This is a genomic window from Paenibacillus sp. JT31N17 (genome assembly GCF_056269255.1).
Map to the genome: position 1 here is coordinate 133355 of NZ_JBWDNP010000015.1, position 21313 is coordinate 154667.

Here is a 21313-nt window from a genome sequence, read left to right on the forward strand (position 1 = left end):
TTATGCATACATAAATGCGCTTATGCGCTTTAGGAAGTACTGTAATTAAAATCCCGCTTCTTTTTATACACACATTTGTGTTATCCTTATATGTCACAACGTAAAGAATGAATGAAGAATATATCGTTGTTGAACTAAGGAGATAAAATGACATTTAATGAATTGAATCTTATACCTGCGATTCTGAAAGCCTTAACTAAAGAGAACTATACGACGCCTACGCCGATACAGGAGCAATCGATTCCGGCGGTGCTCGCCGGCAGAGATTTACTGGGCTGCGCCCAAACCGGAACGGGGAAGACGGCCGCATTTTCTCTGCCGATTATCCAGCTATTGAGCCAACAGCAAAGTAAAACCCATACACAGCGCCGCATTCGCTCCTTGATCCTGACTCCCACAAGAGAGCTTGCTCTTCAGATTGCGGAGAATATCGGGGCTTACAGCCAGTACACCACTTTGCGCTGCTCGGCTATCGTGGGCGGCGTTTCGCAAAAAGCCCAGGAGCGTGCGCTGCATCAAGGCGCGGATATTATAATTGCCACTCCCGGCCGGCTCATCGACCTGATGAATCAGAAGCGTATTGATCTGCAGCATGTCCAGATATTGGTTCTGGATGAAGCCGACAGAATGCTGGACATGGGCTTTATTCATGATGTGAAGAAAATCATCGCCAAAATTCCCGCCAAACGGCAAACGCTGTTCTTCTCGGCTACGATGCCGCCGGAAATCACCAAAATGGTCAAGGCGCTGCTGGTGAATCCAGTGAAGGTGGAGATCATTCCGGAGTCCAATACGGTCGACAGGATCCGGCAATCGATCTATATGGTGGACAAGGCTAACAAGCAGAATCAGCTGATTCACATTTTGCAGGATAAATCCATCGCTTCGGCACTGGTATTTACCCGCACCAAGCACGGCGCTGACCGTGTCGTGCGCGACCTGATGAGAGTGAACATTTCGGCTCAGGCTATCCACGGGAACAAATCCCAGAATTCGCGTCAGCTGGCCTTGAGCAATTTCAAGAGCGGCGCAACCCGGGTGCTGGTCGCGACCGATATCGCCGCAAGGGGAATCGATATCGATGAGCTGTCTCATGTAATCAACTTCAATCTCCCGAATATCCCGGAAACCTATGTCCACCGGATCGGCAGAACCGGCAGAGCGGGACACAGCGGAGTCGCGATCTCCTTTTGCGAAATGGATGAAATTCCGTATCTCAAGGATATTGAGAAATTGATCGGGAAGACCATTCCCGAAGTAAAGGATCATCCTTATCCGATGCAGATTACGGCTCAGCCTGCCAAAGTGCAAGGATCAACGGCATCAGCTGTTGCGACGAAACCGGCAAGACCTGTCAAGCCGAAGGCAAATCCGTCGCTCAAGCCCCGCTCGGAATGGTTTAGAAAAGGAAGCAAGACAAGCAGATAGATTAGATTTCATCGTTACACCTGAGCCACACTTCGCTGAAGTGTGGTTTTTTTTGCATATAGACAGCCATGACCCAATTAGATTTCTCCTTTCTCATGATTTTCCCCGCTTGCGTCCGTTTCCCGTGTGCCGGAATTCATTTAAGATGGAAGTTAACGACAAGGAAGCAACTTGGAAGCTAAGGCTGAAGGAGGGAATAACGAATGAATGAAGCGGCCATGAATGTGCTTGTTGTGGACGATGAACCCAAGCAGCGCCGGGGGCTGGCGGCTATGATCCGTTCGCTGAGGCCGGACTACCGGATATGGGAAGCCAGGAACGGCCGGGAAGCCTTGGAGTTCTGTGAGGCGCGGAACTTCCAAATCGTCTTCACAGATATCCAGATGCCGCTCCTGGACGGATTCCGGTTCGCGGAGCTGGTGAAGAAGGAGGGCTGCCTGCAGCCAAAGCTTGTGTTTGTTAGTGTTTTTCACGAGTTCGGCTATGCGCAGCAGGCCATTCGTCTGGAAGCAGCGGACTATCTGGTTAAGCCGCTTGATCCCACACAGCTGATCCAGCTGCTCGGGAAGCTGGAGAGCGTGATTGCCGATGAATTCTCCGCGAGGCTGAAGCAGCAGCAGTTGGCTACACAGCTGGCGCAAACCCTGCCTGTTTATCTGGAGCGTCAATTGTATCTATGGATTACGAGCCGGCTGCAGCCCGCGGATTGGAGAGAGCTCCAGCGGCATTTTGCCTTGAGGGGACGAGCAACCGTACTCATTGCCGAGATATCTGTAAACGCAAGCAGCGATCATACCGAGGAATTGAAGGTTGTTTTCGGACGAATGCTCGCGAAGAACGTGGAGCACAGTTGTGACCCTATCGTGTTCGCTCCTCCTGAAGAGAAGCGCCAGCTGATTATCATTCTGAAATGGAAGCAGGATGCCGACCCGGCTGAAGCCTTGCAGCGCATTCGTATCATACTGCCGCAGCTGCAAGCTTTATACGGGGACACGATCCGGATAGGAGAAGGAAACGCATGCGATCAAGTGGAGGCCGAAGGCAGCCGCTCCTATGAGAAGGCCAAGTCCATGCTGGAAAACCGCTTTTACCTCCATGAGGAGATTTGGTTCAAGGAAGAGCTCCTGCAGACGAAACTTATGAAAGCGGTTGCTAAAAACAATAATACCTCTGCGCGAAAAGAAGCCCAGGCGCTTGCTGAAGCAATCATGGAGGCTGATCCGTTGAAGGCGGCTGATGCGCTGGATATGCTTCTGGACAAACTGTCAGCGGCATTCCCGGTGCCCTTTCATTTGAAATGCGATGTGATTCAGAGGCTCCTCTCCTGCCTGCAATCGGCTGAGACCGTTATGGAGGAGGCTGCCTACCGAAGCTTAATCTCGCGGTTGGAGGAGGGAATCATGCGTGCGGAATTGTATGCGGATGTAAGAAGGATCGCCCATGAGCTGCTCAATGTCGCGCTCCGGGGAATGAAGACGGACAGAGAATCGCGCAAGGACATCATTATGCAGAAATGCAAGGTCTTCCTGGAGGAAAATCTTCACGAAGATCTGGGCCTGGATATCGTCGCGCAGCGGTTTTTCTACAACCCGTCCTATTTCAGCTTTCTCTTCAAGCATCATTTCGGGATGTCCTTCACCGATTATCTGGTCAAATCGCGTATGCAAAAGGCGAGAAGCCTGCTGCTGCAATCCGAAGATAAGATTAACGAGATCGCGCGCAAGGTGGGCTATAAGGATATCAAATATTTCAACAAGGTGTTTAAAAAATCGTTCCTGTGCGCGCCGGAGGAATTCCGCAGAATGTTTAACCAACCCTAAGAGAAAGAGGCTGACAGCTATGTCCTTGCCGCGCAAGTTGGCCGAATGGATCGTCAATTCCAGGTTTCGCATCAAATTAATGCTGTCCTATTTCTTCCTGGTAAGCTTCATCATTCTGATTCTGGGGTTCGCCTATTATCAGACCAGTGCCCGCAATATGCTGGATAATGTCAAGGAGAGCGTCAGCAATGTCGTGATGAACAACAATCTGCTGCTGGAGGGCAAGCTGCAGGCCATTCGGGATAATACCGACGTACTGCCGATCGATAATGAGCTCTACGAAGTCCTTGCCGGGGTCGATCCGAAGAACACGGAATCATTGCTTAAAACAGATCGGCGCATCACGCAAATCCTGTACAAGTATTTCGGACGGAGTCCGGAAGTGTATTCCTCGTTTGTCATGACCCGTTTCTACAGCTTCGGCAATAATGCCCAAATGTACGTGCCTGCGGACGCATTTTATGAAACGGATTTGGTCCGGCAAGCCCGGAACGGGCAGGGCAACCTGATCTGGATCCCCACCTACTCCTTCGCCGACATCTATAAGCAGAGCGATATGAGAACACTCAGCTTCGATTACAATGAGCTGTTTTCCGCAGTCAAAGAGCTTTACCAGACTTATATCGACAATGATGGCGCTTTTCTCACGCTGCCGGCTGGTGTAGAGAAGCCTATTCTGCTGTTGAATTTCAAGCCGGAATTTATCCGGCAGGTATTCGAGGATTATGCCCGCAAGAATGAATATGCCAATGTTTCCTTCGGCGTGATCAGCAGGGAAGGCTCCGTTGTGACCGATTCCAATGAAGAAGGCATTCCGCGAGCGGGCAATTCCGCCCCTTCCTGGTTGAACGAGGCCCGTTCCATGCGGGAGGGCAGCTTTATCAAATCCGTCGATGGCAGGAAGACGCTGATCTGCTTCGATTTGATGGAAAGCACGGAATGGCTTTCCTATATCCAGATCCCCGTCGATGACGCGCTGCATGATCTGAACGCCCTGAAGCTGTATTCGATCGTTTTTCTGGTGCTGATGCTGCTAGTATCCGCCCTATTCGCGTATCTGCTCTCGATCTTCATCACGAGGCCGATTATCCGCATCAAGAAAGGAATCAAGCTGATGGAAAGGGGCAATTTCCAGGTATTTATTCCAGGCGAAGGCCGGGATGAATTCGGCCATCTGATCCAGAAATTCAATCAAATGAATGAGCGGATCCACGAGCTTATCGAACAAAATTACGCCTCCCGGATCAGGGAAAAGGATGCCGAGCTGATGGCACTCAATTTGCAGCTGAACCCGCATTTTTTGTATAACACCCTAACGACCATTTACTGGATTGCGGTTGAGAACAAGCAGGATGAGATCAGCCGGATCATGCTCAGTCTGGCGGAGATGCTGAAGAGCACGACCCGGAACAAGAACGAAACCTGGCCCCTGCGTACGGATTTGGACTGGTTGAACAGATACATCTACATTATGGGAAGCCGCTTTGAGGACAAGTTTACGGTAACGATCAAGATGGAGGAAGACATGCTTGAGGCTGAGGTTCCCAAGCTGTTTCTCCAGCCTTTTGTAGAGAATGCCATCATCCATGGTTTCGAGGAGATAGAGAGCGGCGGATCTATTCATATCAGCGGATGGCTGGAGGGGAATTCGCTCCTGTTCTCGGTCGAAGACAATGGAAAAGGGTTCGACCAGCCAAGCCTGGAAGGCTTTCGAAATGGGCAAAGCCGCTTAACGGGCATGCAAAATGTGGACAAAAGGATCAGACTGCTTTATGGACCGGAGTTTGGCGTCGAAGTCATTTCATCCCCGGGAGGGGGAGCCGCCATTCTTGTCCGTATCAGCGGCCATAACCGTAAATCCAATGAAAAGCTCCAAATCCAATGATTTTCGAATTGAGCATGATGAAAACGCTTGCTAACATGGAGAGGCCAAAGGCTGCAGCGATGGCAAATGCACGTTGACGATGGAGGGGGAGCGAAAGCGGATGCGAATGCAACGAATATGGAAAATGAACAGGTGGGTGCTCGCGTTAAGCATAGTGCTGTTATTAGCGGCATGTGGAACATCCAATTCAACCGATCCAAGCAGTGAAAGCGCTGCATCCACGAATGGAGAGGATGCCGATGCGCCGGCAAACGCCGGGAAGCAGGAAGAGGTTACCTTGACTTATGCAACCTGGGGATCTCCGAACGAGAAGAAGGTTCAGGAGGAGATGGCCAAGAAATTCACGGAGCTCCACCCCCATATCAAAATTAAATACATGCACATCCCCGGCGATTATGTCACCAAGCTGACGACGATGTTTGCGGGCAATAATGCGCCGGATGTATTCCCGCTGTACAAAACCCAAACCCTGCAGTGGGCGGAGCAGGGAAAGCTGTATAACCTGAATGATTTTCTGGCGAGCGATCCAGACTTGAACAAGGATTCTCTCATTCCCAATGCCATCATGTACTGGGACCAGGATAAGGTAGCAGGCATTAAGGTGGCGGAGGAAGCCTTTGCTCTATTCTACAATGCGGATATGTTCACGGAAGCGGGGGTGGAGCTTCCGCCAACCTCGGCCGAGCAGGCCTGGACATGGGATGAGTTCCTGGATACAGCCAAGAAGCTGACGATTGACAATAAGGGAAATAATGCGCTTAGCGCGGAATTCGATCCGGCCAATATCAAACAGTATGGCGTCCGCTTCAACACATGGATGTGGCATTTGATGGTTCCCTCCAATAATACCAGCGTTATTGCCCCTGGCGGTGACAAGCTGAATCTGGAGGATCCTGCCGTTATCGAGGCCGTGCAGAAGCTTGCCGATCTGGTGCATGTGCATCATGTAGCGCCTTCGACGACCCAGGAGAAGAATATGCCCTCACCGGCCATTGCGCTGCAAAGCAAGAAAGTGGCCATGGATCTGGACGGCCAGTGGGTGCAGCTTGATCTGGGCGCGGCCAAGGTCAATTACGGGGTAGGCGTGCTGCCAAAGCTGAAGGAAAGCAAAACGATTCTGTTCGGCGAGCCCGAGGTCATGTCGGCGACAACCAAACACCCGGAAGAAGCATGGATGTTCTACAAATTCCTGCTTAATGCCGAGAGCGGTCTCGAGATGCATTCGAGCGGCTTATGGATGCCGGTCATGCGGGACTGGTACACGCAGCCGGATCTGATTGCCAAATGGGCTGAGGTCAAGCCGGGCCATCAGGATGGCTTCAAGGATGCCGTCATGCGGCAGACGCTGGAGAACGGCGAGAATTCATTCGACTATTATCTGAAAAACTCGGATAAAATCAATGCCATTCTTACGCCGGCGCTCGATCAGGTATGGCTCGGCAAGAAAAGCGTCGAGCAGGCCTTCAAGGAAGTTTCAGCCAAGGCCAATGCGGAATTTAAAGGAACTTACCCCAAGGGATAAGGACGCCAGGCATTCGCCCGCAGCGGGCGGGTGCCTGGCTGTTACATGAATTCATTCAATAGAAAGCGGGGGATGAGGGTGCAATCTTTATCGGCGCTAAGGAGAAAAGAAAACCGTCTTGGCTGGCTGTACGCTTCGCCTGCCATACTGGGCTTTGCCATTTTTGTGCTCGGTCCCATGGCTGCCAGTCTCTGGTTAAGTCTGACCGACTATCAGGTGGCCAGCAGCCCCCATTTTGTCGGCTTCGATAATTATGCCAATCTTTTCAATGGCACAGACACCTTCTTCTACAAGTCGATCGGCGTTACCTTCTATTATGTCATGCTGAGCGTACCGCTCCAGATTATCACGGCTTTCTTCCTGGCTGTTCTGCTCAATCAGAAGGTAAAGGGACTCGCCGCGTTCCGGGTTATCTTCTATCTGCCGACCATTGTTCCGCTTGTTGCCTCATCGATGGTATGGCTGTGGCTGCTGGACCCGGACCTGGGATTCCTCAATACGATACTGCGCTCCTTTCATTTGCCGGAGAGCCAGTGGATTTACAGTGAGACAACGGTCATTCCTACGCTGGTAATGATGAGCTTATGGACCGTCGGCGGCACGATGATCATATTCCTGGCTGCCCTTCAGGATATCCCGAAGCATTATTATGAAGCGATCGAAATTGACGGAGGCAGCTCTTTTCACAGACTCGTGTATATCACCATCCCGCTTGCGACTCCCAGCATTTTCTTCAATGCGATAATGGGCCTTGTAGGCGGCTTCCAGGTGTTTGTGCAGCCGTATACGATGACCGGAGGCGGCCCGAACGATTCGAGTCTCTTTTATATTTTCTACTTGTTCCGGGAAGCTTTCACCTTCTCGAATATGGGCTATGCCTGCGCCATCGCCTGGGTGTTGTTTATCATCATCATGCTCTTTACCGTCCTGCTCTTCAAATCGTCGAAGAAATGGGTTTATTACGAGAATGGGGGGGCGTAAGACGGATATGGCACTCAGACGCGGTTTATACCGGACATTGCTGTATGGGGTTCTGGTTATCGGTTCCCTGATCTGTTTGTTTCCCTTCTACTGGCTTCTGCGCAGCTCGCTGATGGATTTGAGCCAGATTTTCGTGGTACCGCCCAAATGGATTCCGTCGCCGTTCAACTTTGATAATTTCAGACAGCCTTTCGAGGTGCTGTCGTTTGAGCGTTATTTTCTGAATACCTTTATCGTGGTGGGCGGCGTTCTGGCCGGGGTACTGCTCTCAAGCACCATCTCCGCCTACAGCTTTGCACGGATGAAATGGACGGGGAGGGACAAGATGTTCGCTCTTCTGCTGAGCAGCATGATGCTGCCCTTTGCGGTGACGCTGATTCCGTCCTTCATTGGCTGGCAGGCTCTGGGTCTTGTAAATTCGTATGCTCCGCTCATTGTGCCGGCTTTTTTTGGCGGCGGGGCGTTCAATATCTTCCTGCTGCGCCAGTTTTATATGTCGATCCCCAAGGAACTGGATGAAGCTGTATTCGTCGACGGGGGTTCGCATTTCACAATCTTCAGCAGGATCATTCTGCCGCTTTCCCGTTCTGCCGTGCTTGTTATCGGTCTATTTTCCTTCCTGGGGACATGGAACGATTTTCTGGGGCCGCTCGTCTACCTGAATGATGAAGTGAAGTTTACGCTTGCTCTTGGGCTTCAGCAGTTCCGGGGCATGTACAATGCGGAATGGGGGGTTCTGATGGCGGCCTCGCTGCTCGTGCTGCTCCCTGCGTTGATTGTATTTGCGATTGGTCAGCGTTATTTTATGGAAGGAATCGCGTTGACCGGGATTAAAGGATAATGGATGCAACACAGCTTGTGTTGGCTGCTGTTTGGGGGAAATTAGGACTGGGTATAATCTCTTATGAATAGATGATCAATTTATGAGGGAGCCGAAGCCACGATGGATAGAAATCATACGATGATGCAATTTTTCGAGTGGCATGTCGAGTCCGACGGCAAGCATTGGAACCGGCTCAAGGAGCTTGCCCCCAAGCTGAAGGAGCGGGGGATCGATTCGGTCTGGATCCCTCCTGTAACCAAAGGAACCTCCGTCAACGATACGGGGTACGCGGTATATGATTTGTACGATCTGGGAGAGTTTGACCAGAAAGATACGGTCCGCACGAAATATGGCACGAAGCAGGAGCTGCTGGAGGCTATTTCGGTCTGCAGGGACCACGGCATCGCCATTTATCTGGATCTGGTGATGAACCATAAAGCCGGCGCCGATGAGAAGGAAGTGTTCCAGGTGATTGAGGTCGATCCCAACGACCGGTTGAAGGAAATCTCGAAGCCCTTCGACATCGAAGGCTGGACGAAATTCACCTTCCCGGGCCGCGGGGACAAATACTCCTCCTTCAAGTGGAGCTTCGAGCACTTCAACGGGACGGACTATGATGCCAAGGCCAACCGGTCGGGCATATTCCGGATCACCGGCGAGAATAAGGTATGGAATCATAACGTCGACGATGCCTTCGGCAATTATGATTATTTGATGTTTGCCAACATTGATTACAACCATCAGGCAGTCAGGAACGAGATGATTTCCTGGGGCAGGTGGCTGGCGAATGAACTGAAGTGCAGCGGGTACCGGCTGGATGCGATCAAGCATATCGACCGCAATTTTGTGAAGGAATTTGTGGAGCAAATGAAACAGGAGCATGGGGAGTATTTTTACGTGGTGGGCGAGTTCTGGAACTCCGATCCCGGCGCCTGCCAGGAATTTCTTGAAGAGGTGAACCATGGGCTTGACTTGTTTGACGTCTGTTTGCACTACAAGCTGTTTGAAGCCTCGCGGGCCAAGGGAGAATTTGATCTGACCAAAATCTTCGAGAATTCACTGGTGGCCACTCATCCGCTCAACGCCGTGACGTTCGTCGATAATCATGATTCCCAGCCCAATGAAGCGCTGGAATCATGGGTCGAGGACTGGTTCAAGCAGATCGCCTATTCCCTGGTGCTGCTGCGGAAGGATGGCTATCCGTGCGTGTTCTATGGCGATTATTTCAAAATCGGCGGGGATGAGACGATCGAAGGGAAGAAGGAGGCGATCGATCCTCTTCTGTATGCCCGTTACCATAAAGCGTACGGGGAACAAAAGGATTATTTTGACGATCCCCATGTTGTGGGCTGGGTGCGGATGGGCGTGAGTGAATTTGCCGGCTCCGGCTGCGCCGTCGTCATTTCCAATAAAGCGGAAGCATTCAAACGGATGTTTGTCGGTGAGGGCCGCGCCGGCGAGATATGGGTAGATCTGACCAATACGCGGAAGGATCATATTGCCATTGAGCAGGATGGAAATGCGAATTTTCCGGTGAATGGGGAAAGCGTGTCGGTATGGGGACTTCCGGAAGTGCCGGTTAAATAAACTGAAGATTACACAGGCAGCGGCCTTCTCCATGTGGAGAGGGCCGCTGTTTGCGTACGATTGGACTATGTCCTGGACTTGCCTGGTATCAATCGCTAATCAATGCGGCGGCGTTTCGCTGCATGTGCAGTCTGCTTCTGAAGCGGCAGCGCAGGAGTCTTTCACGTCCTGCTTATCATCCGGGAGTTCGACCCACCGGGAAGCCCAGGTGGATATTACGGTGAAGAGCGGCGCAAGGGCATAACCTTTATCCGTTAATTTATATTCAATCCGAACGGGTGTTTCAGGATAAACATCACGACGTATAATGCCTTCAGCTTCAAGCTCCTTCAACCGGTCCGAGAGGACCTTCCCGCTCAAATTCGTGACCGAGTTCTCAAGATTGACAAAGCGGTGCGGGCCGGAAAGCAGCTGGTAGACGATCATGGCATTCCATCGCTTGCTTAACAGCTCAATGGCCTTTGCGAACCGGGGACATTCCTGCTGATCTATCATCTTCATCACCTCATCTGACTTTCATTATACCTCTTTGAACCCTGAAATAAATAAACCTGCGTATTTTAAATCAAAAATTTGACGAACTACACTTATTTAAATATACTTAATTACATAAAGTAAGTAAATAGCAGGTTAGTAAGAAAAAATCTTCTGACAAAAATGGAGGGCTTCGAAGAATGATACCGTCCCTGTTTATTAACCACGGTTCGCCCCTTATGGCGCTGCAGGAATCGGATTATACCCGTTTTCTTGAAGAAACGGGAAGAAGATTCTCACCCAAGGCAATCGTTGTATTCAGTGCCCATTGGGAGGAGCGGGTTACGACCATCTCCTTTGCGGAAGGACCGCTTGCGACCATTTATGATTTTGGCGGATTTCCCGATGAGCTGTACCGCCTGAAATATCCGTCCCCCGGGGACCCTAAGCTGGCCGCGAGGATCGAGCGGATGTACAGCGGGCATGGCATTCAGACCAGAAGAGACGATAAGCGCGGGCTGGATCATGGCTCATGGATTTTGCTCCGCTATATGTATCCGGAAGCCAATATTCCGGTTGTGACGATCTCGGTGAATCCTTTTCAAACGGCTGCCGAGCAGTACCGGATCGGCGAAGCGCTGAGGGGTCTTGGCGAAGAGGATATTCTGGTTATCGGCAGCGGCACGACGGTGCATAATTTTAATTATATTAAATTCGGGCAAACGGATGCCGAGCCCTGGGCGGAGCAGTTCGATGACTGGCTGATTGATAAAGTTGAGCGGCGCGACCTTGAATCGCTGTTCCACTATGCGGAGCTTGCTCCTTATGCTTCGCGCGCGGTTCCAAGGGCCGAGCATTTTATTCCCCTTCTTCAGGCGATGGGCAGCGCTGACAGCTCGGACGCGGTCCAGCCTGTTCTGCTTTACCGGGGCTATCAGTTCGGCACATTCAGTTATACCTGTTTCGAGTTTTAATGAAGGAGCAGACGGTTTAAAAATGGGACCAGTCACCCAGGAGGCATTAGCTTCCGCCTTGGGACGACTGGTCTTTTGCGCGCCAGTGATTAATGGCAGACCATAAACTTTAGGATTGCCCCAGTGTAATCATAAACAAGGTAGGCTAGTATGAATGAAAGGGCATTTCCCAATTAATTCCCTGTGATAAAATAGCCTTGTACAAGTTGGAGGACACTCATAAAGGGAAGGTGAATTATGCTGCGTGTACTGATTGTCGATGACGAGTTTGAAATCCGTGAAGGTTTGCGTAAGCGCTTTCCTTGGAACAGCTTTGGTGTTGATGAGGTGTATGCCGCCGATGATGGAGATACGGCTCTGGCCCTCGCTCTGGAGAAGCGGCCGGAGCTGATTGTGACCGATATTAAGATGAACCGGTTATCCGGTCTCGATTTTCTCCGCTCTCTCTCCGAAAAAGGCGAATATGCCTGGAAGGCGATTGTCGTCAGCGGATACGATGATTTCGAACTGGTCAAGCAGGCTATGCAGATCGGGGCCATGGACTATATTCTGAAGCCGATTAATACCGAAGAGCTGAGTCAGCTTACACGCAAGGCTATCGATCTGATCCACAAGGAACAGCTCGACCGGCATAATCAGCTGCTGCTGCGGAATCAGGTGCAGTACGCCGTACCCAAGATGCGCGAGGAGCTGTTCCGGGAATTGATCGTCCATGATTATGATCCTTACCGCGAAACGCGTATGCAGCACCGTCTGCAGACTCTGCAGCTGGAATGGGCGGCGCAGCATCCGCTGCAGCTGATGCTGCTGGAGGCGGATGATCTGAAGGCCATCGGCAACCGCAAAGGATACCGGAGCGAGAAGGAGCTTGTCGTCTTCGGGATCGGCAATGTTGTGAACCAGACGCTGGAGGAGGATTTTCCGTATCCATTCGCGCTGTTTACCGATACGCAAAGCCGCTGGGTTGTGCTGCTCAGCTGCGCCGATGCAGAGCAGACGCAAAGAGGCAGGGAGCTGGCCCTGACCTGCATCAAGCGGATTAACGAATTCGTCAAGGTGAAGGCCAGCGTCAGCATATGCGCCTCCCCAAAAACATTGAAGCATGTTCATGAGATGTTTGTGGAAGCCTCTGATATGCTGGAACAGAAGGCGGTTTACGGCGGCAACCGCCTGTTCACGGAGCAGGGCTTTTGTATGGAATCCGAACGGGAGGACCTTTCGCTCAGGGAGCTCGATGAAGTGCTTGATTTGGTCAAATACGGCACGGATGCGGAGATTTCGGCGGCCATGGACCGCTTTGTGGAGATGGTGCAGGCCTGGGGTCTGATACAGGTAAGGGATATCCAGCAGCGGATCTTCGAATGGCTGTTCGAGGTATTCAAGCGTGCGGCCGCTGCCGGCTGGCAGAATAAAAGCTGGGGCAAAAACCCGATCGCCCTGTGGGAGCAGCTGGAGCAGTACGATACCCTGCATTCGCTGCGTGTGCAGACGGAGACCTTCCTGCTTGAGATTGCCGGGGATTTCCGCAAGCTCTCGTCCAATCCCTGCCAAATTGTAAGCGAGGCCGAGAAGATTCTCCACAAGCAGTTTGCCGATGGCCCCACGCTGCAGAGCGTGGCTTCAGAGGTGCATGTCACGCCGGTCTGGCTGAGCAAGCTGTTCCGGAAAGAAAAGCAGAAGACGTTCCTCGAATATTTGACGGATATCCGGATGGAGCAGGCCAAAGAGATGCTGAGCGACGTGAGGTTTAAGGTGTATCAGATTTCCTACCAGGTCGGCTACAAGGACCCGGTGCATTTCTCCAAGCTGTTCAAGAAGCAGGTGGGCTGTACGCCCAAGGAATACCGCAGGCAGAAGGGAATAGCCGATGAGTAAGACTTATATGCGTTTGGCCTACTCTTTCCGGAACCGTATGATTATTATTTTTTTTGCGATTATTATCGTTCCGTTCCTGCTGTTTGCCTACTACGCGCATATCAAGTCAATCGAGGGTATCTCCAATGCGAATTCGACCTTCTCCATGAGCTATTTGCAGCAGGCCAAGACGAATTTTGAAGCCTATCTCCATGAACTGAATGATCAGATCAATGCTTTGATCGGCAACAAGGACCTTCAGCAGGCGCTGGAGCAGCTGCCGGGTACCACAGTTCATGAAGAGGATTTTACCGTTAGCATGGTCTCCACGTTATATAAGAACACGCCGCTGATCGACGCGCTTCGTGTGCGCGTATATCCGCTGGATCCTTCCCGGTACCCCACTTATATGAGTACGATTGGGGAATCCGATCAATTGGGCAGGGAGGACTGGTTCATCCGGTCTAAAATGGAAACGCTGCCAAGATGGCATCTGTTTATGCCTCAGAAGGGACGTTATGCAAGGCCGCTGCTCTCCTATATCAAGCGGTTCTCCGGCTTGTACGACCAGAAGGCGCGGGGCATCATTGTGGCTGATTTGTCAGAGAACCAGCTGCAGCGCTTCTTCACCCCTTCAGAGAAGATGACGGGGCAGAAATTTCTCGTTCTGGATGACAAGGGGGGGGTGCTGTATGATTCCTCCAACAATGCCTGGACAGGCAGTCCCATTCCATCCGACAGTTTTCCGGCATGGACGGGGCAGGCAGCGGAAGGCTCGAAGACAATCGACATCGGCGGGGATGCCCATCTGGTCACCTATGTCAGGATGGACAGCGAGCCTTGGCTCATCGTCAGCCTGACGCCGCTGCACACCCTCATCGGTCCGATTAATGAGCTGAACCGGCTGCTTGTCCTGTTTCTGGTTATTTATCTTTTATGCTGCTTGGGGGTTGTCATTTACATTACGCTGTATTTCACACAGCCTATCGCCAAGCTGGTGCGTCATATGCGCAGGCTGGAGACAGGCGATTTCCGTTTTCTCTTCCCCTGGTCGGTCAGACGGGACGAAATCGGCTGGCTGTACCGCGGCTTCGGCAGCATGAGCCGCAAGATCGAAGGGCTCATCGAACAGGCATCCCGGTCGGAGCGGAATAAGAAGGAGCTTGAATTTCAGGTGCTCAGCCACCAGATCAATCCCCATTTTCTGTACAACACGCTGGAGTCGATCAGGTGGAAGGCCGAGAATCATGGACGAAGCGATATCAGCGAGATGGTCTCGGCCCTTGGCAACCTGCTGCGCCTGAGCTTGAATGGGGGCAAGGACATTACAACGGTCGCCCGCGAGCTTGAGCAGGTGAAGGCTTATGTGCAGATTGAACAGGCCCGGATGGGGAAGCCGGTGCGTATGCTGGTTGCTTTTGACGAGGATATACTTGATCTGCCATTCCTGCGTCTCCTGCTGCAGCCGCTCGTGGAGAATGCGATCCAGCACAGCATCCGCGAGAATTTCGAGAAAGGCAAAATATTCATCTCCGGCTATCGGGAAGAGGAGAATCTGGTGATTGAGATCTCCGATAACGGCAGGGGAATTCCACAGGAGGTGCTGGACCGTCTGGACAAGGATTCCGGTTCCGGAGACAGGCGCGAAGGAGGGCATCGGGGTGTAGGACTGCGAAACGTCAATGACCGGCTCAAGCTGTACTTTGGCGACGCCTGCAAGCTGATCATTGAGACAGGGCCAGGCATGGGCACGAAGATCGTGATCCGGCATCCCATCCTGAGCAGCGAGTCCGGGCAGGGAGGTGCAGCATGATGAAGCCGTTGCTTGTCTGCCTGCTGCTGGCCATGATGTTAATTTCATGCCAGATGAGCGATAAGTCGGAGCTGCAAACCCGTTCAAACGGGCAGCTTCCTCCTGCCGAGCAGGAGGTGACTCTCAAGCTTTATTTCAGCGGAGACAAGAAGTCCGCGACCGACGAGGTTTGGTCAGCCATTAGCGACTATGTCAGGGGCAAGGGGCTGAATGTGAAGTTCAACGTTTATTTTATTCCCGTCGGCGATTACCGCGACAAGATGCTCGTGATGTCCGCTGCTGGCGACCGGTGGGATATGAATTTTGACGCGGACTGGCTGTCCTACAAACAAATGGCGGCGAAGGGGGCCTACATGCCGCTGAACGATCTGCTTCCTAAGTATGCTCCTCATCTGTACAAGAAATATCAGGAGCTGGGTACGCTTTCGGCTGCCACCGTGGATGGCAGCATTGTAGGTCTCCCATGGACGATGAAGATGAATCAGCGGCCTTATGCGCAGTGGCGTTCAGACAAGACGAAGGAAGCCGGGCTTAACCCGGAGCCCCATTCCATTCAAACGATCGAAGAGGTGGATGCGTTCCTGCATGCGCTCAAAGAAGCCTATCCCAATGAAAAGCTGACCCGCACCCTGCCAATGCCGCTTTTTCAGCTGCGCGACGAATGGGTGGATCTGGGCTTTCATGGCATGGGCTTTTATCTGAATGATTCGCTGGTTCAGATCAAGCCGCTTGAGCAGCAGCCTTTCTTCATGGAAGCGGCCATCATGGCCAGAGAATGGTATACCGCCGGAATTATCAATAAGGATATCATGTTCGACAAGGAAGACGGAGCGGCGGTTTGGCGCAGCGGCCATATGTATTTCACCCTGCAGTCGCATGAATGGGTCCTCGCGAACCAGGGTTTCGCCGACAGCTCGTTCACCCAGGAGAGCTCCCTGCTGTATCCGGACAGGAAATTCGTTAACCGGACGCCGCTTGCTAACGTCATTGCCATCAATAGGAATTCGGCTCATGCCGATCGTGTGCTGAGATTTCTGGATATGCTGGAGACGGACCAGACACTGTACGATTTGGTGCAATACGGCATTGAAGGAAAAACCTATGTACGGGATGGCCATTCGGCACTTTACCCGGAGGGGCTTGATACGACGACAAGCAATTATATGGAGTGGGGAGGCCAATGGGCGCTGTGGAAGCCCGGGTTCATGCGCGAGAATCCCACCTACGGCAAGGATTTCTGGACGAATGAGGCTGAATTTGCCAATGCGCCCAACAATGTAGATTCACCGGTTGACGGGCTGTTTATTTCGGAGGACAGAATCAAGAGCGAGCTGGAGCGGCGAGACCGGACGATAGAGGAGCTGGATGGGAATATTGAATCCGGGATGAACCCGAATCCTGAAGAAGCGGTGAAGGAATATATCCGGATTCAAAATAATAACGGTTTGGATGCCATTCTCAAGGAAGCGCAAAGGCAGATCGATGCCTATTTAGAAAATAAGAAAGGTTAAAAGCCGGCCTGGTTTATTAAACCGATGCGGGCAGGAGACTTCGGTAAAGATAATCGCCCTGTCTTTTTGGAAAAGGACAGGGCGATGTAAGCAAGAATCTTCCCGACACGCCTGATGAGGCCGGCATCGGGAAGATTCGATTCGTTTGCTTTATTTGCGGTATCAGGAGGGTTTCGGCACGGCAGAGTGTGTCTTTGGCTCCACTGCTTCCGTATCAGTCGCCGCTGGCTTGGGCGCCGAGCTGCGGAGCGGCAATTCCTTCATGAATATGACGAGCACCAGGGCGATCCCGACCAGAACGGTGCCGGATATAAAGACTGTTGTCAGCGAGCTTCGCAGCGCATGGCGGAGCATATCAATCAGCTGGGTAACCAGCGGCTGCAGGTCCTGAGGAAGACTTGCCTGAAGCTGCTCCAGCTGGGGCTTATCCAGCAGGATTTGCGGATTTTGCAGAGGCGCCAGTCTACTGAGCACCGCCGGATCCACATTTGACAAGTCCGGTCCCTGCGGGGCGGCGGCTTTAATATTGCTCGCAAGTCTGGAGGTCATAATCGAACCCATAACGGCAATACCGATGGTGCCGCCCATGTTGCGGAAGAGCTGTGAAGCAGCTGTAACAACTCCGATTTCCGTCGGCTTCACGGCATTTTGGGCGGCCAATGTGAAGACTGGCATACCGAACCCGAGACCCATACCGAAGAATACCATAATGGCAACCGCCACAGGCACGCTGTTCATGAAGGCCATCATTAGCATGCCCGCAGACATGATAGCCATCCCGATAAGGGCGAACCTTTTGTATTTTCCGTATTTCGTAATCCATCTGCCCGTCAGGGTACTGAGAATAATCATGCTGATGGACATAGGCATGGTCACATAACCCGAATACGTTGGGGATATGCCTTCAACGCCCTGCACGAAGAAAGGAAGATAAATCAAGGCCCCGAGCATGCCGGCATTCATCATGAAACCGGCGACGCTCGCTATCGTCACAACGCTGTTGCGGAACAGGGACAGCGGCAGAACCGGATTTTTCACTTTCCGTTCAATGAGAATGAAGATGATCAGGCTCACCAGGGTAGCGGCGAACAATCCAATCGTCTGTTCCGAGCCCCAGGCATATTTGGTGCCGGCCCAAGAGAAGCCCAGCAGCAGCGGCACGATGGTCAGGGTCAGAAATAGGGAACCCCAATAGTCAATGGTCTGATTGAATTTGCGAACAGGTTTCGGGAATAAAATCATGATCAGGACCAAGGCAATAATGCCGATAGGAAGGAAAATCCAGAAGATCCATTCCCAATCCATATGGTCGACCATCCAACCGCCAAGCGACGGTCCGATAACACTGGAGAAGCCGAAAATCGACATCAGCAGTCCCGTCCATTTGGCCCGTTCCCGCGGAGCGAACAAGTCGCCCACAGCGGAGATGGCGCTTGCCATAATAATACCGCTGCCTACCCCTTGAAGCCCGCGATACGTGATCATCTGCGAAATGTTGGCAGAGGTTCCGCACAGAAACGCCCCGATCATAAACAAAATGATACCGACGATTAGGAACGGCTTGCGCCCATAAATATCGGACAACTTCCCGACCAGAGCCGTCGATATGGTGGAGGTCAGCATATAGATGGTGACGACCCATGTGTAGCTGTTCAAGCCGTTCAATAGAGCGGCGATGCGCGGCATTGCCGTGCTGACAATCGTCTGGTTAATCGCTGCGAAGAACATTGCGGCCATAATGGCGATCATAATCGTAACTTTTTGTTTACCGGTCAAGTGTTCCATTACTTTGCTCACAACCCCTTTTCTGTCCTATTTAAAGTCTCAATCATTTGCGTAAAGATCCGCTTCAAATGGGCGACGTCCTCGGAATCAAGCTGGTCAACCAGTCTGCTGTACAGCAGCACCTGTTTTTCCGATAGTGTTTCCATTAACGCTTTGCCGCTATCCGTAATATTCAGATAGACGACCCGGCGGTCATCCAGATCCCGGTTACGGTCTATATATCCCCGTTCAATCAGCTTGTCGGCGATCCCCGTAATGGCTCCGGATGTCACATGCAGACATTCTGCGAGGTCGGCCATTTTCTGGGGCCCCCTTAAATTCAGCATATATAACATCCGAAAATGGGATAAGGAAACAAGGCTCTCCGTCTGTTTATTCCATTCCTCGGTTACTTTTTTCGCTAATGTTTTGAACAGACCATGGATTTCCATCGCGTGTTCATTCAGCGGCATTCTCGACACCTCCTGAAATCTTCCATTATCCCTTCACTATACTAGTAAAAAATATAATAGAATATAATTTAGATATATATTGTTTATCAGTAAACTAATATTACTCCCCTTAAAAAGCTCTGTCAATCCTTAGTTTCACAATAATTGGTCAGCCCGGTTATAGAAATTGACGCACTAATTATAGAAGGAACCATACATCAAGAAGTGCGGCAAGGTGACAATATAAATATAGATAGGTTGCCAACCTATCTAACTTATGCTTTAATTCATTCATGGTCAAACTAACAGGGAAATAGGGGGTTGTATCCCCGTTCACGCCTTCTAATGAAAGGAGAGCACGCAAGGATGGAATTATTTTATACGGTTCTGATTCTTCTCGCACTTATCGCAGTTTCCCATGTGCTGAACCGCCGTATCCCGGCCGTTCCCGTTCCGCTGATCCAGATTGCCTTGGGAGCTGCCGTAACCCTGTATCCATCCGGAATACATATGCCCCTTGAGCCCGAGCTTTTTTTCCTGTTGTTCATTGCGCCGCTTCTCTATAATGATGGCAAACATACGCCGCGCAGCGAACTGTGGCGTCTGCGGGCGCCTATTCTGCTGCTGGCTGTCGGTCTTGTATTCGCAACGGTTTTCGTTATCGGATATGCCATTCATTGGATGATTCCGACGATCCCGCTTCCGGTTGCATTTGGACTTGCGGCTATTCTGTCGCCCACGGATGCCGTAGCTGTCAGTGCGCTTGCGGGGAGAATCCATTTGCCCAAACAGCTGATGCATTTGCTCGAAGGGGAAGCCCTGATGAACGATGCTTCGGGATTGGTGGCCTTTAAATTCGCCATTGCAGCCGCCGTGACCGGCGTCTTTTCACTTCCCAAGGCAAGCGTAAGCTTCCTGATCATCGCCATCGGCGGATTGGTGGCAGGGGCTGTTTTGGCATCCATGATTACCGGATTCCGGTACCTGCTGCGCCGGTCCGGGCTTGAAGACGAGACGATGCATATGCTCATCCATATTCTGACCCCGTTCGCCCTGTATCTTGCTGCGGAGGAACTGGGCGTGTCGGGCATTCTGGCGGCAGTTGCGGGAGGGGTTATGCATGCGGTTGAACGTGACCGCTCGAATAAAGTAAGGCCGCGGACCAACGAAGTATCCGACAATACATGGTCGGTCATACTGTTTCTGTTGAACGGGCTCGTATTTGTCATTTTGGGTTTGCAGATTCCCGATGTGTTCAGGACAATATTCGAGAGCCCGGTCTATAACAACTATGAGGCAATCTGGTATGCCTTGGTTATTTTCGTTCTGCTGATTGTCCTTCGATTCTTGTGGACCTTCGCGTTCTCTCAAGGCCGAATATTCGGTCCAGATAAAGCGAAAGTGAAGCTTTCATTTAAAATATTGGCCATGACCTCGTTATCCGGCGTTCGCGGCGCTGTCACGCTCGCAGGCGCTTTCTCGATTCCGCTGTTTATTGATAATGGCGCTCCTTTTCCGGAGCGAAGCCTGGTTATCTTTCTGGCGACAGTCGTCATCCTGCTGTCTTTGCTGGCGGCAAGCATTCTGCTTCCCCTATTGGCCAAAAACGACGGAGTCCGAGATGAAGAGGAACTGGCAAACAAGAAATACCGGGGCGAGATGAAGATGATGGGCGCAGCCATCCAGGCGCTCCATCATGCGACGAACGAAGAAAATGAAGCGGAGACCGCAGTTGTCCTGGCTGACTACGGGCGGTGGATGCGGCAAATCCGTCAGCCGGACGTACGAAGGTCAGGGAATCTGCGTCTCTCCGGGAGAGAAACGGAGCTCCGTATCGAAGCTCTTGGAATTGAGCGTGAAGAAATACAGCGCTTGCTTGCGGAAGGGGAAATAAGCCGTGAACACGCCGCTCTGTTCCTCAAAAGCCTTGAACAGCTGGAACTCGTATTATCACAGCGGAGTCTGTTCTTGCTCGTTATTCTGAGAAAATTGGCAAGAGGGCTGAAGGAAATCCTGTTGAACAAGATGCGCCTGCCCAAGCTCTCCATGTCAGATCGCCAAGTGCTCAGGCAGATTAAACGGCGGACCAGCGCCGCGGTCATCGAAGCTTTTGAAAGCAAGCGTTCTGATCCGGAGCGGCAGGAATGGAGAGACATTATTAATCATTACCATTTCCTGAAAGAACGGTTATCGAAGCCTTATCCGGGAACGGAGCAGACAGATCATGAGGGCAATGAGGATGTCCGGCTGGAGCTGCACTGGATTGCGGTCCAGGCGGAGCGGGACGAGGTACAGGCCTTATACGAGCGCGGAGAAATTACCCGGGACATTGCCAATGGCCTCAGGCGGATCATCCGCGACCGCGAGGCATCCATATTGGAGCAGGAATAAGAAGCTGGTTTCTAGCTTCTGCGAAATCGGGGTG

General features: G+C 51.8%; 15 protein-coding genes. 12 read left to right on the plus strand and 3 right to left on the minus strand.

Annotated features, from left to right (window positions below; all coding sequences use genetic code 11):
- Positions 1-147: 147 nt before the first annotated feature.
- From AC0YOB_RS31140 to AC0YOB_RS31170, 7 genes are all read left to right on the plus strand, one after another.
- Positions 148-1428, plus strand: coding sequence for a DEAD/DEAH box helicase (locus AC0YOB_RS31140; protein WP_475796087.1), 1281 nt, complete (start codon positions 148-150; stop codon positions 1426-1428).
- A gap of 203 nt (positions 1429-1631) precedes the next feature.
- A complete protein-coding gene (locus tag AC0YOB_RS31145; RefSeq protein WP_475796088.1) occupies positions 1632-3248 on the plus strand; it encodes a response regulator in 1617 nt (538 codons plus the stop codon).
- Between the two features lie 19 nt (positions 3249-3267).
- The gene (locus AC0YOB_RS31150) at positions 3268-5133 is read left to right on the plus strand and encodes a sensor histidine kinase (protein WP_475796089.1); all 1866 of its coding nucleotides are present in this window, start codon (positions 3268-3270) and stop codon (positions 5131-5133) included.
- A gap of 100 nt (positions 5134-5233) precedes the next feature.
- On the plus strand, positions 5234-6655 hold the full coding sequence (locus AC0YOB_RS31155) for an ABC transporter substrate-binding protein (protein WP_475796090.1): 1422 nt from the start codon (positions 5234-5236) through the stop codon (positions 6653-6655).
- Positions 6656-6733: 78 nt separating this feature from the next.
- Entirely contained in the window at positions 6734-7636 is a 903-nt protein-coding gene (locus AC0YOB_RS31160; protein ID WP_475796091.1) for a carbohydrate ABC transporter permease, read from the plus strand.
- Positions 7637-7643: 7 nt separating this feature from the next.
- On the plus strand, positions 7644-8477 hold the full coding sequence (locus AC0YOB_RS31165; RefSeq protein WP_210044901.1) for a carbohydrate ABC transporter permease: 834 nt from the start codon (positions 7644-7646) through the stop codon (positions 8475-8477).
- 102 nt (positions 8478-8579) lie between these two features.
- Positions 8580-10046 (plus strand): alpha-amylase, encoded by a 1467-nt coding sequence (locus tag AC0YOB_RS31170; protein ID WP_475796092.1) that lies wholly within the window; start codon positions 8580-8582, stop codon positions 10044-10046.
- Between the two features lie 99 nt (positions 10047-10145).
- Here AC0YOB_RS31170 and AC0YOB_RS31175 read toward each other — a convergent pair whose 3' ends face one another.
- Positions 10146-10541 (minus strand): winged helix-turn-helix transcriptional regulator, encoded by a 396-nt coding sequence (locus AC0YOB_RS31175; RefSeq protein ID WP_475796093.1) that lies wholly within the window; start codon positions 10539-10541, stop codon positions 10146-10148.
- A gap of 179 nt (positions 10542-10720) precedes the next feature.
- On the opposite strand from AC0YOB_RS31175, the gene AC0YOB_RS31180 reads away from it, so the two are divergent.
- The 4 genes from AC0YOB_RS31180 (at position 10721) to AC0YOB_RS31195 (ending at position 16672) form a co-directional block, all read left to right on the plus strand.
- Positions 10721-11494, plus strand: coding sequence for a DODA-type extradiol aromatic ring-opening family dioxygenase (locus AC0YOB_RS31180; protein WP_475796094.1), 774 nt, complete (start codon positions 10721-10723; stop codon positions 11492-11494).
- Between the two features lie 237 nt (positions 11495-11731).
- Complete coding sequence (locus AC0YOB_RS31185) at positions 11732-13369, plus strand: response regulator (RefSeq protein ID WP_475796095.1); 1638 nt, start codon at positions 11732-11734, stop codon at positions 13367-13369.
- The gene (locus AC0YOB_RS31190; protein ID WP_475796096.1) at positions 13362-15161 is read left to right on the plus strand and encodes a sensor histidine kinase; all 1800 of its coding nucleotides are present in this window, start codon (positions 13362-13364) and stop codon (positions 15159-15161) included. The genes AC0YOB_RS31185 and AC0YOB_RS31190 overlap by 8 nt, the downstream gene beginning before the upstream one ends.
- Entirely contained in the window at positions 15158-16672 is a 1515-nt protein-coding gene (locus AC0YOB_RS31195; protein WP_475796097.1) for an extracellular solute-binding protein, read from the plus strand. The genes AC0YOB_RS31190 and AC0YOB_RS31195 overlap by 4 nt, the downstream gene beginning before the upstream one ends.
- Positions 16673-16834: 162 nt before the next feature.
- Here the strand turns inward: AC0YOB_RS31195 and AC0YOB_RS31200 are convergent, their stop codons facing one another.
- Together AC0YOB_RS31200 and AC0YOB_RS31205 are read right to left on the minus strand one after the other, a co-directional pair.
- Positions 16835-18457, minus strand: coding sequence for an MDR family MFS transporter (locus AC0YOB_RS31200; RefSeq protein WP_475796098.1), 1623 nt, complete (start codon positions 18455-18457; stop codon positions 16835-16837).
- An 8-nt stretch (positions 18458-18465) separates the two neighbouring features.
- On the minus strand, positions 18466-18909 hold the full coding sequence (locus AC0YOB_RS31205) for a MarR family winged helix-turn-helix transcriptional regulator (RefSeq protein ID WP_475796099.1): 444 nt from the start codon (positions 18907-18909) through the stop codon (positions 18466-18468).
- A gap of 345 nt (positions 18910-19254) precedes the next feature.
- Here AC0YOB_RS31205 and AC0YOB_RS31210 point away from each other — a divergent pair, with 345 nt between their 5' ends.
- Entirely contained in the window at positions 19255-21279 is a 2025-nt protein-coding gene (locus tag AC0YOB_RS31210) for a Na+/H+ antiporter (protein ID WP_475796100.1), read from the plus strand.
- Positions 21280-21313 lie beyond the last annotated feature (34 nt).

What these genes read in the sequence shown, in the direction of transcription:
- AC0YOB_RS31140 (WP_475796087.1), top strand. Translation starts at nt 148, where the DNA reads ATGACATTTAATGAATTGAATCTTATACCTGCGATTCTGAAAGCCTTA.
- AC0YOB_RS31145 (WP_475796088.1), top strand. Translation starts at nt 1,632, where the DNA reads ATGAATGAAGCGGCCATGAATGTGCTTGTTGTGGACGATGAACCCAAG.
- AC0YOB_RS31150 (WP_475796089.1), top strand. Translation starts at nt 3,268, where the DNA reads ATGTCCTTGCCGCGCAAGTTGGCCGAATGGATCGTCAATTCCAGGTTT.
- AC0YOB_RS31155 (WP_475796090.1), top strand. Translation starts at nt 5,234, where the DNA reads ATGCGAATGCAACGAATATGGAAAATGAACAGGTGGGTGCTCGCGTTA.
- AC0YOB_RS31165 (WP_210044901.1), top strand. Translation starts at nt 7,644, where the DNA reads ATGGCACTCAGACGCGGTTTATACCGGACATTGCTGTATGGGGTTCTG.
- AC0YOB_RS31170 (WP_475796092.1), top strand. Translation starts at nt 8,580, where the DNA reads ATGGATAGAAATCATACGATGATGCAATTTTTCGAGTGGCATGTCGAG.
- AC0YOB_RS31175 (WP_475796093.1), bottom strand. Translation starts at nt 10,541, where the DNA reads ATGATAGATCAGCAGGAATGTCCCCGGTTCGCAAAGGCCATTGAGCTG.
- AC0YOB_RS31180 (WP_475796094.1), top strand. Translation starts at nt 10,721, where the DNA reads ATGATACCGTCCCTGTTTATTAACCACGGTTCGCCCCTTATGGCGCTG.
- AC0YOB_RS31185 (WP_475796095.1), top strand. Translation starts at nt 11,732, where the DNA reads ATGCTGCGTGTACTGATTGTCGATGACGAGTTTGAAATCCGTGAAGGT.
- AC0YOB_RS31190 (WP_475796096.1), top strand. Translation starts at nt 13,362, where the DNA reads ATGAGTAAGACTTATATGCGTTTGGCCTACTCTTTCCGGAACCGTATG.
- AC0YOB_RS31195 (WP_475796097.1), top strand. Translation starts at nt 15,158, where the DNA reads ATGATGAAGCCGTTGCTTGTCTGCCTGCTGCTGGCCATGATGTTAATT.
- AC0YOB_RS31200 (WP_475796098.1), bottom strand. Translation starts at nt 18,457, where the DNA reads ATGGAACACTTGACCGGTAAACAAAAAGTTACGATTATGATCGCCATT.
- AC0YOB_RS31205 (WP_475796099.1), bottom strand. Translation starts at nt 18,909, where the DNA reads ATGCCGCTGAATGAACACGCGATGGAAATCCATGGTCTGTTCAAAACA.
- AC0YOB_RS31210 (WP_475796100.1), top strand. Translation starts at nt 19,255, where the DNA reads ATGGAATTATTTTATACGGTTCTGATTCTTCTCGCACTTATCGCAGTT.